A 14,683-nucleotide genomic window follows, 5' to 3' on the forward strand; every position below is an offset into this window, starting at 1 on the left:
CAATTTAATGGGTTGTCGCTAATTGTCGAGCAGCAGCTTGATGCCGCGTTAATGTCAGGGGCACTGTTTATCTTCACTAATCGCACTCGCAAACGCCTCAAAATACTGTATTGGGACAACACCGGTTTAGCGATGTGGAGCAAGCGTTTAGAAAAAGAGATATTTAAATGGCCAAAGAGTACACAATCCTCAATTAGTTTGAGCGAACAGCAACTCAATAGTCTGTTAGGGGGCTTTGATATTCATGGCCATCAGCCGCTATTTTATGCGTCTGCAGGCTTATAATATTCGATCATAAGTAGGGAATGTCGATCACGATTTAGTCTAAGTAAAAACAACAGCTTAGGTATGTATTACGGTAAAATACATGCCATGAAAACAAAGACCGACAAGCCCAATAAAAAGATAGAATTGCTCCAGCGAAAGCATGATGAGCAAGGTTTAACGGTGGCCGAAAAAGATAACTTAATTGCGTTTCAACAAACGCGTTTAGCCTTTTTAGAAGAGCAGTTCCGCTTAGCTAAACACAAACTCTTTGCCAGTCAAAACGAAGCCCATCCTGGACAAGGTAACTTGTTTAATGAGACAGAAGAAATTGCAGAGCTTGAGCTTGAAGAAGACAAGAATGAGCCGCCCAAAGATAAACCTAAACGCAAGCGAAACACCCAGACCTTTGACGAGCATATTACCCGTGAAGTCGTGATACACGATATTGATGAAGCGGATAAAGTATGCGCATGCTGCCAAGGCGAGCTGCACTGCATGGGCAAAGATGTCACTGAGAAATTGGTGTTTGTGCCAGCCACCACTAAAGTGGTTGAGCATCATCGTTTAAAGTATGCCTGTAGAGGATGTGAGCAAAACGGCACGCACAATACGTTTAGACAAGCCCCACCGGTACCGAGTATTTTACCCAAAAGCTATGCGACCCCGAGCTTGTTAAGCCAATTGATTATCAGCAAATATCAACATGGCTTGCCATTGTATCGCCAAGAAGTGATTTTTAAGCAATTGGGCATTCAATTATGTCGTCAAACCCTGTCGGATTGGCTGATTAAAATCGCCAACGTGTACATCCTATACTTTACGAATACTGGCATAAAATATTGCTGACACAGGCCGTGGTTAAAGCCGATGAAACACAGCTGAAAGTCATCAAGGATGACAACATCAAATCCTACATGTGGGTGTATAGCTGTGGGGCAGATTCACCTGCCGGTAATCTGCAAGGTGGCACGTTGCAAAAAGAGATTGCGCCGAATATTGTCTTATATGATTACCAGCCTTCGCGAGCAGGAAAATGCGCGGTAGACTTTTTACAAGATGCAGACGCCAAGCATTACACTGGCTATTTACAAGTGGATGGCTACGCAGGCTATCATCAATCACATGCACATTAGTGGTGTGCATGGCGCATCTACGACGCAAGTTTACCGAAGCACAAAAGGCGCAAAGTCAAAACAGTAAAAAAACCGGTAAGGCTGACTGAGCACTGAATCACATTCAAAAACTGATCAAAGACTTACCTATAAAAGAGCGCTATCGCATCAGACAAGAAAAGTCTGTGCCCTTACTCAATCAATTTAAAACGTGGTTGGATAAATCCGCGCCCAATGTGTCACCTGAAATCCTGCTTGGCAAAGCACTCAGCTACGCGTTAAACCAGGGGCTAGAGCCATCCGTTATTGCGATGATGGTAGGCTAGATATCGATAATAATCGAAGTGAAAGAGCGATAAAGCCCTTTGTGATGGGCAGAAAGCTTGGCTGTTCAGTCAAACTGCCAACGGTGCCAATGCGAGTGCGACGCTTTATTCTATTATTGAGACCGCTAAGGTCAACGGCCTCGTGCCATATGATTACTTGATGCATGTGATGAACCAAATAACAGCCGGAAATACCGCCCCAGAAAAACTACTACCTTGAGACGTCAATCTCAGCTAGTGTGGTTCTAATGACGGACACTTACATTCCGCTATAAACTAAATTTTTTCCCAATAGAGCGATTATTGTGAGTAATGAATGAGTATGCTCGCAATAATCGACATTTCTCTAACGTAAAAGAATTTCGACAACATATTCGTCACTTTTTTAACGTCACCCTTCCCGATATTGCTGACACACTAAACAGCTGGATAATCGATCACTTTCAGGTATTGCTCAAGGTTATGCTGATGTTCTCAAGCAACTCACGGGGACTTATTAATTAGCGGCTCGTGTATTGAGTATTTCTATCTGTTTAATTGATAAAAAGCCCGTGTCCACATTTCGTATCACAACTAGAAAAAGAGACCACTATGAGTCGTCATTTTGAACAAGCCGAAGGCTTAACGGAACATCACGATCCAGCTACCCATAAGTTTGTGTTCAACCAAACTATGTTTAGAATCAAAGACCCCGTGCGTACGCTCAAATTTTACACCGAAGTATTAGGCATGACGCTGATCAAACGATTAGATTTCGATAAAATGAAGTTCACGCTATATTTCTTGGCATCGATTCCGCCAGAGCAGGTCAATGATTGGTCGAGCGATAGCAACCAACGCATTGAGCAAACCTTCAGCCGTCCCGCCATGCTAGAGCTTACGCACAATTGGGGCGATGAGAGCCACGACAGTGTGTCTTATCATAGTGGAAACGAGGAGCCTAAAGGCTTTGGTCACATTGGTTTTGCTGTGCCTGATATCGATGCTGCGTGCAAACGATTTGAATCTTTAGGGGTCGAGTTTAAGAAAAAACCAAACGATGGCAGCATGAAAGGCATTGCCTTTATTAAAGATCCAGACGGCTATTGGATTGAGATTTTCACACCAGCCCGTCTGCCTGATTTATTAGGCGAGCATTTGTAATAAATACTAATAAATACTCGCCAAGGGTTCGCTCAAATAGGGATTAGGGATTTGAAATTTATTTATCTTCTCGTTCTTGCTTGGGCAAGTATTTATAACCATTGATCATGGAGGAAACTAAAGCCGTTTTTTCTTTACGTTCACTAATAATGACCCCTATGATATGAAGAGGGATCAAGAAGCATAAAAAGTAAAAAGTATAAACATGAGCAGTGATGAACGGCGTTCTAACTTCACGCATGGCCTGATAAGCTTGCTCGTCAACATTCTCTTTAGAGTAAGGCTTTATAAGTTCCAGTTTGCTGCTGTCAATGGCGATGCTTTTGACGAAATATTGCCCTAATGGCGGATAGTAAATATCAGTTCCGGCGATAAATAAGCCACTCACCATTTGAACACACATTGAAAGCAGCAGTGCACCTACCATTAGCTTACCTAATGGGTTGTGTCCTTTATGTTTTTTATCGGGTTGATGTTTAAGCTCGGCTAACTCGGCAGTAAAACCTTTTGCAAAAGGTAAGGTTTTGCGCCAACGCTCGTAACCCTTGCCGAAGAACCCCATTCCAATTCGTATAATTAGATTGATTGCAAATACATAACCTGTGATGACATGAATAGTTTTCAGTAAAACTTTTCCATCATTACTTATACCTAAGGTACTCGCATTGAAAATAATTAGCCCTAGCACTATGAGCAGCATGACGACTGACACATTAATCCAGTGAAAAAGTCTTAGATATTTACTCCACACATAGACTTGTTGGAATTGACGGTTCATGTAACACCTCATTGTAGTTAGAAAATACATCGTTTTTTAGTTTAAGCTTGCTCAGTGTCTGAAGTATTGATCTACAGCATGAACTCACCTTTCATATTGGTTTCTAGTCGATTAGCAAGCGTCCCATCATAGTCAGCCTCAATAAAGACGATTTAAAATCCGTTATCTAGCGTTAATATTTTTTGTTTATGTTAATCATTGAACGGGTAGCTGAATGACAGCCTCAAAACCCCTTGTAGAGTCACTCGCTGGTGACAAGAATGTCATTTGTCCACCGATACCTTTTACTAATGCCTCTACAATGGCTAAGCCAAGCCCTGAGCCTGAGGTACTGCTAGATGCACGAAAGAAACGCTCATGCAGACGTTTTAACTGTTCAGCCGTTAAGGAGTCACAGGCATTCACAACACGCAATTCACCCATATCGCTTAGCTGAATATGGATAGGCTCATTCGTATCTCCATGCTTAACCGCATTCTCAATCAAATTCTTAGCCAAAATATAGAAGGCATCTGCGTCTATGCAGGCCATAAGCGCTTGCTCAGGAAGCTGCATGCTAATATTGAGTCTGCCCGACCGCAAATACTCATCCACAATCAGTACCAATAGCGCACTTAAGTTTTGAGGTTTATCGGTAAGTAGCCCGCTACTATCATCTGCTTTAGCGAGTTGTAAAAGTTTATCGGATAAGCTCACAAGATGATTCAGGGTGATAACCAACTGAGCTGCTTTTAGGCGCGAAGCTTCATCACTTGATGTTTTTTCTAAGCGCTGAGTCTGCGCCATCATGGTTGCCAGTGGAGTGCGAAGTTCATGGGCGGCATTAGCAGTAAAATGACGCTCTGTTTTAAGCGCAGTTTGTACGCGCAGCATAAGCTGGTTAACGGCTTGCGTCATTGGCTCAAGCTCAAGTGGAAGATGCTCAGGAACGATAGGAGTGAGATCGCCAGCGCCACGAAGGGCTAATTGCTTACCGTATTGTTTAATCGGATTAATCACTTGGCGCACTAAAAAGACAGCCATCAACAAACACATCGGTAATAACACCAATAAGGGAATGGTCATGATCAATAAGGTGTGTAAAACAGCCTCTTGACGATGAGATAGTGGCTCGGCCACTTGTATAAAGTAGGTCCCTTGAACGGCTGAAACGGTAAAAATTCGAAATCCATCCTGACTTTCAAAACCATCTCGAAGGGCAAGACTGAACTTATGTTGCTGAGCCGTATGTGATTGCAATAAGACTTGGTTGGAGGCGTTTCTTACTTGATAAGTTAAGCGTTCTTTGTGAGCGCCTAATGCAGGTAGATGTTGCAATAATTTCGATTCTTCGCGGTTGTAAATCTCAACTAACGCTAGGGGTAAGATCCGCTCTGCGGTTTCTTGTAAGGCACTATCAAAGGTTTTGTTAAGTTCTTTGTGCAACTGTATGGTTGCAATGGATAATCCGAGCACCCACAAGCAAGTAACCACAACCAGAAGACGCAAAACAAGCTGTTTTTGTAAGCTTATCGATTTCATTGTCGTGACATCCGGTATCCCATTCCTCTTACCGTTTCAATGCATCCTTTGCCTAACTTTTTGCGTAAACGGCTAATATATACCTCAATAGTATTACTTTCGATTTCAGCACCAAAGGCATAAAGAGCATCTTCTAAGCGTGCCCGGGTCAGCAGCTGTCCTGGTTTTTGTATGAAGGTTTCAAAAATAGCCCACTCACGGGATGTTAGCTCGATTTGCTGCTTTTTCACGTAGACGGTTCTATCTGCTAAATTCACAGACAACTCGCCCAATATAACATTCGGGTTGGGGTTCCCGCTGTAGCGTCTTGCCACCGCACCTACGCGCGCGGTCATTTCATTGAGATCAAAGGGCTTAACCAAATAGTCATCTGCCCCTGCATTTAGCCCGCTAATACGATCCGCTATCTGATCTTTAGCTGTCATAATAATGACCGGTAGGGAGGTGCTTGTTTTTCTTAATTTTTGTAATAAATGCAATCCAGAGCCGTCAGGTAACATCAAGTCCAATAACAACAAATCATATCCCGTGCTGCTTAAACAGCTTTCGGCCGCCTCTATGCGCGTCACCCAGTCAACAGCGTAGCCTTCGTCCTGTAATTGATCACGGATCGCTTCGCCAAGACCTTCTGTATCTTCCAATATGAGTATTCGCATAATACGTCCTTAAAAAAACCAGCTTAGTCCTTTTTTCTGACAGTAGCCTGAATGGTTTTTGTTTTCTTCAGCAATATTAAAAACTCCCTATTCAGCGCTCTGTCAGGAAAGTCCGCTAGAGTTTTCTAACACTAACATAACACTGAAAACACGGAGATCTACCATGAACAAAATTTTAAGCGTTCTACTTATCGCAGCTTCTCTTACAAGTACAGCATCGTTTGCCAGTAATAATTGCAAAGACCCTATTGATACTTGGCAGCCCCAAAAAAACTTACAACAGAAGTTAGCAATAAAAGGGTGGCAGGTTGACCAGATCAAGATAGATGACGGCTGCTACGAGGTTAAAGGCCTTGATACCTTAGGTAACCGTTTTGAGGCAATATTTCTGCCTGCCTCTCTAAACATATCGAAACTAGAAATTAAATTTAAAACACAAGGAGCGGCTGAAGACTACCTTGATAAAAACGCCAATACGTATTAAGCGCAACTGAATTCTTAATACATCAATTTGCACTTCAGTTGAAAATTAGAAACAGAATACAGAATAGAATCTATAAGCTAAAGGAGCCAACACATGACTAATCTGCGTTTACGCCTGAGTCTTCTGGCACTGCTGGCATTGCAGTTGAGTACTTGGCAATGGGGAGTGAGTTACGAGCAATTTCTGACACTCAGTGGCTATCTTGCCATCAATTTTATGTCGCTTACGATGATATTAGCCGTAAGACCAGCTTACCTCGAGAGTATATTGGGTGGACTTGACCAAATGTATCACCTGCACAAATGGACAGGTATATTGGCCGTGATTTTTGCGTTGGGCCACTGGCTTATCGAGATGGCTGATGATGTCTTAAAAACACTCTTTGGAAAAGATCGAAGCCTAAGAGAATCTGACTTTACGGGTCTACTGGATGGCCTGCAAGACATGGCTGAAGATCTGGGAGAACCGAGTCTGTATCTGCTTATTGCACTGGTGACGATTACGCTTGTACGATGGATCCCTTATCGTTTTTGGCGATATCTGCATCGTGTCATGCCGCTTATTTATATTGCGCTGGCCGCTCATGCTTTACTATTAGCCCCTATGATTTGGTGGCAACAAGCCACCGGTTGGTTAATGGCAGTGTTGATGGTTGGCGGTACAATCGCCAGCGTACAATCGTTGACAGGCCAAATTGGAAGAACCCATCGTTGGAAAGGACTGGTTCAAAGTGTAAAGCAAGCATCTCAAAATACGATTGAGGTGGTCTGCGATATGGGTAAAAGCTGGCCAGGGCACAAAGCAGGTCAGTTTGCTTTAGTAAGCTTTGACGCGGGCGAGGGCGCGCATCCTTTTACTCTATCATCAGCAGATCAGAAGAATGGCTTGCTTAGCTTTCAAATTAAAGCGTTGGGAGATTACACCCGTACATTACCCGGTGTAATAAAGAGTGGTAGCAAAGTCACCATTGAAGGCCCTTATGGATGCTTTAAGCCTGAAAACGGCCGCGCTAAGGCTCAGCAGATTTGGGTCGCAGGTGGTATTGGCATTACTCCATTTCTTGCTGCACTAGAAAACCGTATGCTCACAAGAGTAGAAATCTATCCTGAGGTGACCTTGCATTATTGTACTCAAACAGTGCAAGGTGATCCTAATGTATTGAGATTGAAAAATTTAGCTGAACACTTGCCCCAAATAACACTAATGGTTTACGACAATCAAAAAGATCAGCGATTGAGCGCCGATCAATTACACATCCACTCCAAAAAAGCTGATATCTGGTTTTGCGGACCACAAGGTTTAGCAAGCGCTTTACGTCAAGATCTCAAAAATCATCAGGCTTCATTACGTTTTCATCAAGAACGTTTCGAGTTTAGATAACATTCACAAAATAAAACGATTAGTTAAATTAGAGGTACGACATGAGGAAATTACTGCTTATAACAGGGCTGATGGGGACAATAATGCTTCCCTTCTTCGCTCAGGCCAAGGACGTCACTTTTTTCGCTGAGTTAAAAAATTATCGTGGTGATGGCGCCTATTTGGCAATATACCTTACTGATTCGGTCGGTGTGTATCAGAAAACACTCTGGGTAGCGGGCAAAAAAAGCAAGCATTTCAAACACCTGACGGACTGGGCGCAAGGAAGCTCGATGAGGCGTTCAGAATATGACGGAAAAACAGGGGCAAGTATTTCTCGTGGTGAAACCCTGCAAATCACGGTAGATTTAGATCCATCCCTTATTGATAGCGGCTATCAGGTTCGCGTAGATTCAGCGGTAGAAGATATGGGCGATAACCCCGCTGATATTATTGCTCCCTTGACAACTAAAGGGGCAGCAACGCCTATAAATGGGGAAGGCTATGTTTATTCATTTACCTATGTGTTTTGAACCTTCGGGGGCAGGTTTGTTAAAAGTACGTTTCTGTCCATGAATACTTAGCGTTTAACGCAATGCCATTTTCTTATCTTGGCTGTATTATTGGTATTCTTATTAGTATTCAGTTGCCTCATGTATGGCTTTGACTAATTCTGCTGGTATTGCCATAGAAGATGCAAGGCTACTTAAGTAGTCTTGTGAGGCTGCCTGTTGTTCATCAATGGCTAAGAGTGATGCTGCATACACTTCTATTGCGGTTTGTGGATCAGGTACTGCATTTATCAGTTCTTGTAATGACAAGGGGTGACGTAGTTCGTCAAACAGCTTGGCTTTGTCTTCAGTGGTTAAGTCAAAATTATCGACTTGTTGGTATATTCGCTGACGCTCATTTTCGTCAATATGCCCGTCCGCATTTGCGGCTGTGAGCATCCCTCGGAGTATCAGCATTTGACCTGTGTCGTGACTTTCATCTTGCACTACCTGGTCAAATTGTTGTTGTGACAGTGTCGCCGGTGAATAGGTGAGTGTTTGTTTAGGTGCAGAGGGCGTATAGCGAGATTGAAGTGATGTTGTTGCAGATGATACAGATGATGACAGTGCCGTTGTCTCCTGAGGCGGGTTTGGAGCCTCCTTTTTTTGTTGTGCATTTCTTTGTGCATAGACACCTAGTTGATAGGCTCTTTGTAAATTTGCTTTTTGTAGAGAAGTGTTTCGGCCATAAGCTTGTTGTGAATATACTTGATAGGCTTTCCAAGCCATTCCTCCTACTGCAGCCAGCGCGCCTGTTTGCAGGGGGCTTTGGTTACTTGTATTGTTTCTGATAATCGCATCTGAAACGGCATGCTTTAATGCGCTTTTCGACGCGCCTCTGGACGTTTGAGACAACAGGCCAGAGCGACTTAAACGGCTGATAATACTATTCAGGTTTTTCATTAACTGACTCCATACACTGGGTGTTATTTACTAAATACTTTGCCGCCGATGATTTTAAATGCTGGCGTGCCTCTTATTAAGGTATCTCTGGCAAAGATGGCATTACAATTTGGGCAGGTGCAGGGCAACAACGTGAAGTCTTTAGTAATACGTTGTTTGAAGCATTTAACCAATGTTCCTTTACCGCCTTTGCGGTATTTAAATAGCTGGGTTTTGCACTGGTTGCAGTAAATGTCTACAGAGGACTCGGGGGCTTTTTTATTGGGTTTGGCCATTTGATTCCCTGCCAAACAGATAATTTTAAAGCGTTGAATATAACACAGTGTTGAATGACAATTACCCTGAAAATACTATAAATTTCAGAGGCAAATTACAAAGGTACTCATGGTAATACTTAACAGACCCAGACTAAAGTCAGGTGTGAGCCGAGATATTAGCCCTATCTCAGCCTGAATGATTTATTTAAGAAAGAAGGGCTATCCATTGTTCAACTATTGGTTAAAGACTTGCTAGGTCAGAGACGTTGAATTAAGTATTGCAGGTAAGCAACACCAATTTTTATTATGATGGGTAGCAATACTATTGCCTTTCTTATTGCTGCTTTTATATGAGATATCATGAACAAACTCTTCATCATAGGTTTACCAAGAACAGGCACTACCAGCATCAGTGTTGCGCTGCTTGAACACTTTAAGGTCTCCCATACGGGTTATACAAAACGTGCTTTTGAATTGGCCGATGTGATCTCTGACTGCCCCTGTTTTAGTGATTACCAGCAACTTGATGGGTTATTTCCCGAGTCTAAATTTGTGTATTTACAGCGAAGCCTTGAGCAGTGGTTACCATCAATACAGATGTTGCTGAATAAAATGTTACCCAGTTTAAATAGTGAGACTTACGTAAATCCTATCTTAAAGCGAAGCTTTGACCAGACCTTCGACTTGAATAATGTTGCTAGCCCACTCGAAGAATCGCATCTCACCACTTGTTATCAGCGTCACGAACAAGGAGTAATAGAATTTTTTCAGGGGCGAGATAACATACTGAATATTGATATTAATCAGGCAGATAGTTTGTCGCTGTTATTGGGTTTTCTTAATTTACAGCATTCAGGTGATGAGCAATTTCCCCATTTGAATATGGGAAAGTTGGTGGATAACTGGAAAGATATTAAACATATACACAAAATCAATCCCAATACAGCCGGTAGGGAAGGTCGCAAGTTTTTTGATTATTGCCGCTAACTCATTGATGGCTCAAAAGTTAATTAGACTATTTAAATGCTTCCCAGAATACATCCAGTTATAGTCACTTTATGTTGTTGTCATGTTTATTCACTCTGACACTGGCCATGACTCCAAACATTTTTCTGCCCCAAACATTCTAAATTTGGGAGCTGTTGGATAATAATTTGCTGACAATTTCAAACGCCAAACAAGGCCCTTAATGTTAAAAGTCCAAGTGAATACGCTCATCATCAAATAGATTGGCATCTGGATCGAGTATCTGAATGTAGCGGTCGAAGTATAAAAATTGTTTTAATAATAAGGTGAAAGAACGGGGGAAACGAATACCGTGGTTTCTCGCTACTTCGCCCAACGTGTTGATGACATCATTTACTGCGGGGCTAACATTTAAGCTATCGTTAGCCATTAAGTCTTCACTATCTAGCTTTTTCATTGACAGAAAAACCTGTTCTATTTCACGGGATAGTTGCCTTTCATCAATACTTTTTCGAGTCATTCCCACCGCTAACATAGAGTGCGCAACGAGGGCATAATCTTGTTCATTCAAGCCTTTAAATAAACTGAACATGGCTTGCCAAGTCTCAGGACTTACCCGGCCCACCATGCCAAAATCAATAAACCCGACTCGGCCATCTGCAAACAGCATCATGTTGCCACTGTGAAGATCCCCATGAAAAACTTCACAGTGCATCAAGCTGGCAAACCAGACATTCAGAGCTTCAAACAACGCTTTGGCTGGATCACCTTGAGATTTATCCTTAGCGTTTTTGTCAGTTAATGCACATCCATAAAAACGCTCCATGGTTAATACACGAAGGCCTGATGCCTCTGCATAAACCTTAGGTGCCACCACTGTTTTAATGTTAGAAGTATCAATAAAGTGTCTAAAGGCTTTTATATGCTGAGCTTCTTTAGTGAAATCACATTCGTCTATCATGGCTTGATACATCTCGGACACGATCCCCGCTAATGCATCGCTGTCTGTGTTGGGCAGCATCAATTCTAATAAGCGTACCAATACGTACACTGTATTTAAATCAGCAGTAATAATCGCCTGCACACCAGGTTTTTGAACTTTTACCACCACATCCTCCCCGGTCACTAACGTCGCTGCATGGACTTGTGCGATGGATGCTGAGGCTAAAGGTTGTTGGTCTATATGGCAAAAAACACGGTTTATGGGTTGCTTTAAATCTTCAGAAATAATTTTTTTGATGGTACGAAATGGTATAGGTGTGGATTGATCTAGCAGTTGTTCAAATTCCTCTACATATTCCTTTGGAAAAATAGAGGGGGAGCTGGCGATAAATTGACCAAACTTTATATACGTTGTGCCGAGTGCCTCAAAGAGCTGTCTTACTTCATTCGCCGGGGGAAGTTTACGTTTGAGCCCCCAGCGAATGGCATAAGGTGTCACTTTGGCCATTGTTTGGGTAAGGCGAAGACTGCTTCTTACCCCCATTTCTGTGAGGCTAATATTGCGTTTAACAATAGAATGAATATCAGGAAGAAATCCCATTTTTATGTCACCTAGTAGAAAATTACAGATTTATCCTGATATAAAAAGCATTTCAGGAAGAGGAATGGCTATTTATATAAGGCAAAATTATTCAGCCTGCTTATAAAAACATAAGAAATTAGAGTGCTCAACCTAAACCATTTACCAAAACATCCAGTGCGCCGAGATAAATAGATAGCAGTTCGACACACAGGTCGTCCCATATGAGAGTCTTGTTCTAGGTAAAGTAAGCACAACGCCAAATACATCATTAGGTGTGGCGTTAAGCTTTGGCAGAGGTAACCATAGGCTGAGTATTGAGCTGTTACATCCCCTAAGGAGAAGGGAATGGCCGCGCGACCAATTAATGACAGAACTTACAGCACCCCTCTTTTACGTCAGTGAAATTATAATGAATAAACATGTAAATTTATGCTTGTCATTATAATTGGGTTTCATCAGTAACAAAAAAAATATCAGCAAGATATTTTTGGCTATAACAACGCACGTCCATATGCAGCCATGTTGGAGCTATACTGGCGGGTTCTAAGGCTTTTCTATTGTTACCATGCCAACCGATTTGAAACCCTGCTTTATCCACCAGTAAATCTCTGGCCCTGTCACACCGTTCACCGTCATCTCGTTTTAATTCTCCAGGCTGCGCCGGGAAATCGATATCAATTGCCTTACCCATATGGTTAGTTGAGCGTCGACCTTTCATTTCATTATGTATCCAGCAACGGTAGCCACTTGTGAGTATTGGCAGCGGGAAATCATGGTTTTTCAGGTGGAAACACGTGGCCCGAAATGCGTAGAGTATGGCTTTGTGTACTCCGGGATACTCGCGGCGATGATAGGCTTCAATTTTTGGCATGCCGGTTCTATATTTATTTTTAAATCGGCCTTGCCCAAATCCATTACATTGTCCGCAGGGACACCGAACTGATGCGAAGTCTATAGGATGGTTTGTTTCAAATTCATGCAATGCATCGAAACAGTTTGCATCGAAAACACCTGAAGGTGTGGTTAGTTTCATGACCTCCCGTTGAAAGGCCATTACTTGAAGCTCACTGCCAGGTCCAAAATCACCATCCCAGACCGTTCCGCGAAATCCGTTTAACTTAAGTTGGAGTGCTACTACGTCTGACCCCTTATCTCCTCGTTGAATGTTTTTATCACCAAATGCCATGATGGTTCCTTATCTTTGATTGTCTAGGGCTAGGGTTAAAATTAAATCATCATTCCTTATGTTGATGATAAATATAGCAGGTGACTTCGAAAGTGTTCAGTTATTAGGCGAGCTTAGAATAGGTTCAAACAAATGCAGCATTAGGTTTGCCTTGTTAAGCAAACCTCACTGTCAGTATTTATGTATTTGAGAAAGAAGCTCATCCCCGACCTGCGAAACAGGCACTGATTTTATGGGGGTATTTAACTGACTGTTGAATAAGGCTGCCGCTTATCAATGGGATGTTTAGCTAGTTAAAAAATGACGGTGTCTAGTCTAGTATTATAACCATCATCTTGGTTTTTTAGGCGACTTGTGACCCAGTGCTTTGTTTCTGGCTTGTTGCTTATGTTTACCTTTACTGCTTCTTTTGGCTGGTTGGTTTGGTTTAGACAAGTCAGGCTCATAACCGGGTAGCCATTGTTGTAACAATACACTGTCGAGTACTTTCTCAACGGCTTCTAGAAGCCACTCTTCATTTTGACTCATCAGTGAAATGGCCAACCCGGCATTTCCGGCTCGACCTGTTCTGCCAATGCGGTGAATATAATCTTCGGCAACATAGGGTAATTCGTAATTGATCACGTATTTCAAATCAATGATGTCAATTCCTCTTGCTGCTACATCTGTTGCCACTAAGGCTCTGGTTTTACCTTGTTTAAATTCTGCAAGTGCCCTTTCTCTGGCACCTTGTGATTTATCACCATGCAGAGATTGGGTCACAATACCGTCTTTACACATTTCTTTGGCTAGGTCATCAGCCATTTGTTTGGTGCGAGTAAAAATTAATACTTGATGCCAGTTTTTTGAGCCTATCAGAAAAGACGTGAGTTCTCGTTTGCGATCACTATCAACCGTGTATACCCGTTGTTCCACTTGTGCCGCTGCTGTATTTCGTTCACTGACCTCGATCAGTACAGGGTCATTAAGTAAGGTTTTACTCAATTTAAAAATAGCCTCATCAAATGTTGCTGAAAACAATAAAGTTTGTCGTTTGTTTGGCAGGCGAACTAAAATTCGGTTGATTTCATCTTTAAATCCCATGTCTAACATGCGATCGGCTTCATCAAATACTATGGTCTGAAGCTGGCTTAAATCAACGCTTCCTTTAGCAATATGATCTAACAATCTCCCGGGTGTTGCTATTAATATATCCACACCTTTCACCATCGCGGATATTTGTGGGTTAATGCTGACACCGCCATAGGCAACTGCAACGTTGAGTTGAGTATTTTCACCATAACCTTCAAAACTTTTATACACCTGCTGCGCAAGTTCTCGAGTGGGTGTTAATACTAATGCACGGATAGGCCTTAAAGCATCGGTATATCTTATTAACTGTTGTAGGATGGGTAGGGCAAACGCTGCCGTTTTTCCGGTACCTGTTTGGGCCCCTGCCATAATATCTTTACCCGCAAGAATGGCGGGGATCGCTTGTTGTTGTATCGGCGTTGGACTCTCATATCCCAATGCTTTGACTGCATCAGTTAGGGATTTATCTAACGCTAACGAAGTAAAACTCATTTATAACTATCGCTTTTTGATTGCTGTTTGTCTTTATATCATTGTTGCTCAAACACATCAGAATAAAATACACACTGGCGCTAAAT

Annotated in this window: 14 protein-coding genes and 2 pseudogenes; 8 read left to right on the forward strand and 8 right to left on the reverse strand. The window is 42.3% G+C overall.

The genetic code is table 11. From position 1 onward, the window contains the following. The 4 genes and pseudogenes from tnpB to gloA all read left to right on the forward strand — a co-directional run. Nucleotides 1–285, forward strand: a 285-nt coding sequence (gene tnpB / locus CXF95_RS22755) for an IS66 family insertion sequence element accessory protein TnpB (RefSeq protein WP_157828222.1), incomplete at its 5' end; no start/stop codon positions are given. Nucleotides 286–372: 87 nt separating this feature from the next. Then, nucleotides 373–1,925, forward strand: a pseudogene (locus CXF95_RS31585) (IS66 family transposase). Nucleotides 1,926–1,975: 50 nt separating this feature from the next. Continuing rightward, a pseudogene (locus CXF95_RS30880) lies at nucleotides 1,976–2,209 on the forward strand (hypothetical protein); the annotation flags it as partial. 87 nt (nucleotides 2,210–2,296) lie between these two features. After that, nucleotides 2,297–2,848 carry a lactoylglutathione lyase gene (gene gloA, locus CXF95_RS22770; protein ID WP_101200836.1) on the forward strand — a complete coding sequence of 184 codons (552 nt, stop codon included), beginning with the start codon at nucleotides 2,297–2,299 and terminating at the stop codon, nucleotides 2,846–2,848. A gap of 58 nt (nucleotides 2,849–2,906) precedes the next feature. On the opposite strand, the gene CXF95_RS22775 is transcribed toward gloA, so the two are convergent. From CXF95_RS22775 to CXF95_RS22785, 3 genes are all read right to left on the reverse strand, one after another. Next, on the reverse strand, nucleotides 2,907–3,656 hold the full coding sequence (locus CXF95_RS22775) for a cytochrome b/b6 domain-containing protein (RefSeq protein WP_369809342.1): 750 nt from the start codon (nucleotides 3,654–3,656) through the stop codon (nucleotides 2,907–2,909). Between the two features lie 165 nt (nucleotides 3,657–3,821). Continuing rightward, nucleotides 3,822–5,147: an ATP-binding protein gene (locus tag CXF95_RS22780; RefSeq protein WP_101200838.1), complete on the reverse strand. Its 1,326-nt coding sequence runs from the start codon at nucleotides 5,145–5,147 to the stop codon at nucleotides 3,822–3,824. Further along, nucleotides 5,144–5,803, reverse strand: a complete 660-nt coding sequence (locus tag CXF95_RS22785) for a response regulator (RefSeq protein WP_101200839.1) — start codon at nucleotides 5,801–5,803, stop codon at nucleotides 5,144–5,146. Before CXF95_RS22785 ends, CXF95_RS22780 begins: the two co-directional genes overlap by 4 nt. Nucleotides 5,804–5,966: 163 nt before the next feature. On the opposite strand from CXF95_RS22785, the gene CXF95_RS22790 reads away from it, so the two are divergent. The 3 genes from CXF95_RS22790 to CXF95_RS22800 all read left to right on the forward strand — a co-directional run bounded on the left by CXF95_RS22790 (nucleotide 5,967) and on the right by CXF95_RS22800 (nucleotide 8,179). Further along, nucleotides 5,967–6,287 carry a PepSY domain-containing protein gene (locus CXF95_RS22790; RefSeq protein ID WP_101200840.1) on the forward strand — a complete coding sequence of 107 codons (321 nt, stop codon included), beginning with the start codon at nucleotides 5,967–5,969 and terminating at the stop codon, nucleotides 6,285–6,287. 93 nt (nucleotides 6,288–6,380) lie between these two features. Further along, nucleotides 6,381–7,667, forward strand: a complete 1,287-nt coding sequence (locus CXF95_RS22795) for a ferric reductase-like transmembrane domain-containing protein (RefSeq protein WP_101200841.1) — start codon at nucleotides 6,381–6,383, stop codon at nucleotides 7,665–7,667. A 41-nt stretch (nucleotides 7,668–7,708) separates the two neighbouring features. Further along, nucleotides 7,709–8,179, forward strand: coding sequence for a DUF2271 domain-containing protein (locus CXF95_RS22800; protein WP_101200842.1), 471 nt, complete (start codon nucleotides 7,709–7,711; stop codon nucleotides 8,177–8,179). A gap of 102 nt (nucleotides 8,180–8,281) precedes the next feature. On the opposite strand, the gene CXF95_RS22805 is transcribed toward CXF95_RS22800, so the two are convergent. Both CXF95_RS22805 and CXF95_RS22810 read right to left on the reverse strand, forming a co-directional pair. Then, nucleotides 8,282–9,100 carry a tellurite resistance TerB family protein gene (locus CXF95_RS22805; protein WP_101200843.1) on the reverse strand — a complete coding sequence of 273 codons (819 nt, stop codon included), beginning with the start codon at nucleotides 9,098–9,100 and terminating at the stop codon, nucleotides 8,282–8,284. A 23-nt stretch (nucleotides 9,101–9,123) separates the two neighbouring features. Then, nucleotides 9,124–9,375 (reverse strand): hypothetical protein, encoded by a 252-nt coding sequence (locus CXF95_RS22810; RefSeq protein ID WP_101200844.1) that lies wholly within the window; start codon nucleotides 9,373–9,375, stop codon nucleotides 9,124–9,126. Between the two features lie 342 nt (nucleotides 9,376–9,717). Here CXF95_RS22810 and CXF95_RS22815 point away from each other — a divergent pair, with 342 nt between their 5' ends. Beyond that, complete coding sequence (locus CXF95_RS22815; RefSeq protein WP_101200845.1) at nucleotides 9,718–10,344, forward strand: sulfotransferase; 627 nt, start codon at nucleotides 9,718–9,720, stop codon at nucleotides 10,342–10,344. Between the two features lie 205 nt (nucleotides 10,345–10,549). Here CXF95_RS22815 and CXF95_RS22820 read toward each other — a convergent pair whose 3' ends face one another. The 3 genes from CXF95_RS22820 to CXF95_RS22830 form a co-directional block, all read right to left on the reverse strand. After that, nucleotides 10,550–11,866, reverse strand: a complete 1,317-nt coding sequence (locus tag CXF95_RS22820; protein WP_101200846.1) for an AarF/ABC1/UbiB kinase family protein — start codon at nucleotides 11,864–11,866, stop codon at nucleotides 10,550–10,552. Between the two features lie 421 nt (nucleotides 11,867–12,287). After that, nucleotides 12,288–13,034: a peptidoglycan-binding domain-containing protein gene (locus CXF95_RS22825; protein WP_101200847.1), complete on the reverse strand. Its 747-nt coding sequence runs from the start codon at nucleotides 13,032–13,034 to the stop codon at nucleotides 12,288–12,290. 330 nt (nucleotides 13,035–13,364) lie between these two features. Continuing rightward, nucleotides 13,365–14,597, reverse strand: a complete 1,233-nt coding sequence (locus CXF95_RS22830; protein ID WP_101200848.1) for a DEAD/DEAH box helicase — start codon at nucleotides 14,595–14,597, stop codon at nucleotides 13,365–13,367. Nucleotides 14,598–14,683: the final 86 nt, after the last annotated feature.

The sequence above is a fragment of the Paraglaciecola sp. MB-3u-78 genome (assembly GCF_002835935.1).
Taxonomy (GTDB): Bacteria; Pseudomonadota; Gammaproteobacteria; order Enterobacterales; family Alteromonadaceae; genus Paraglaciecola.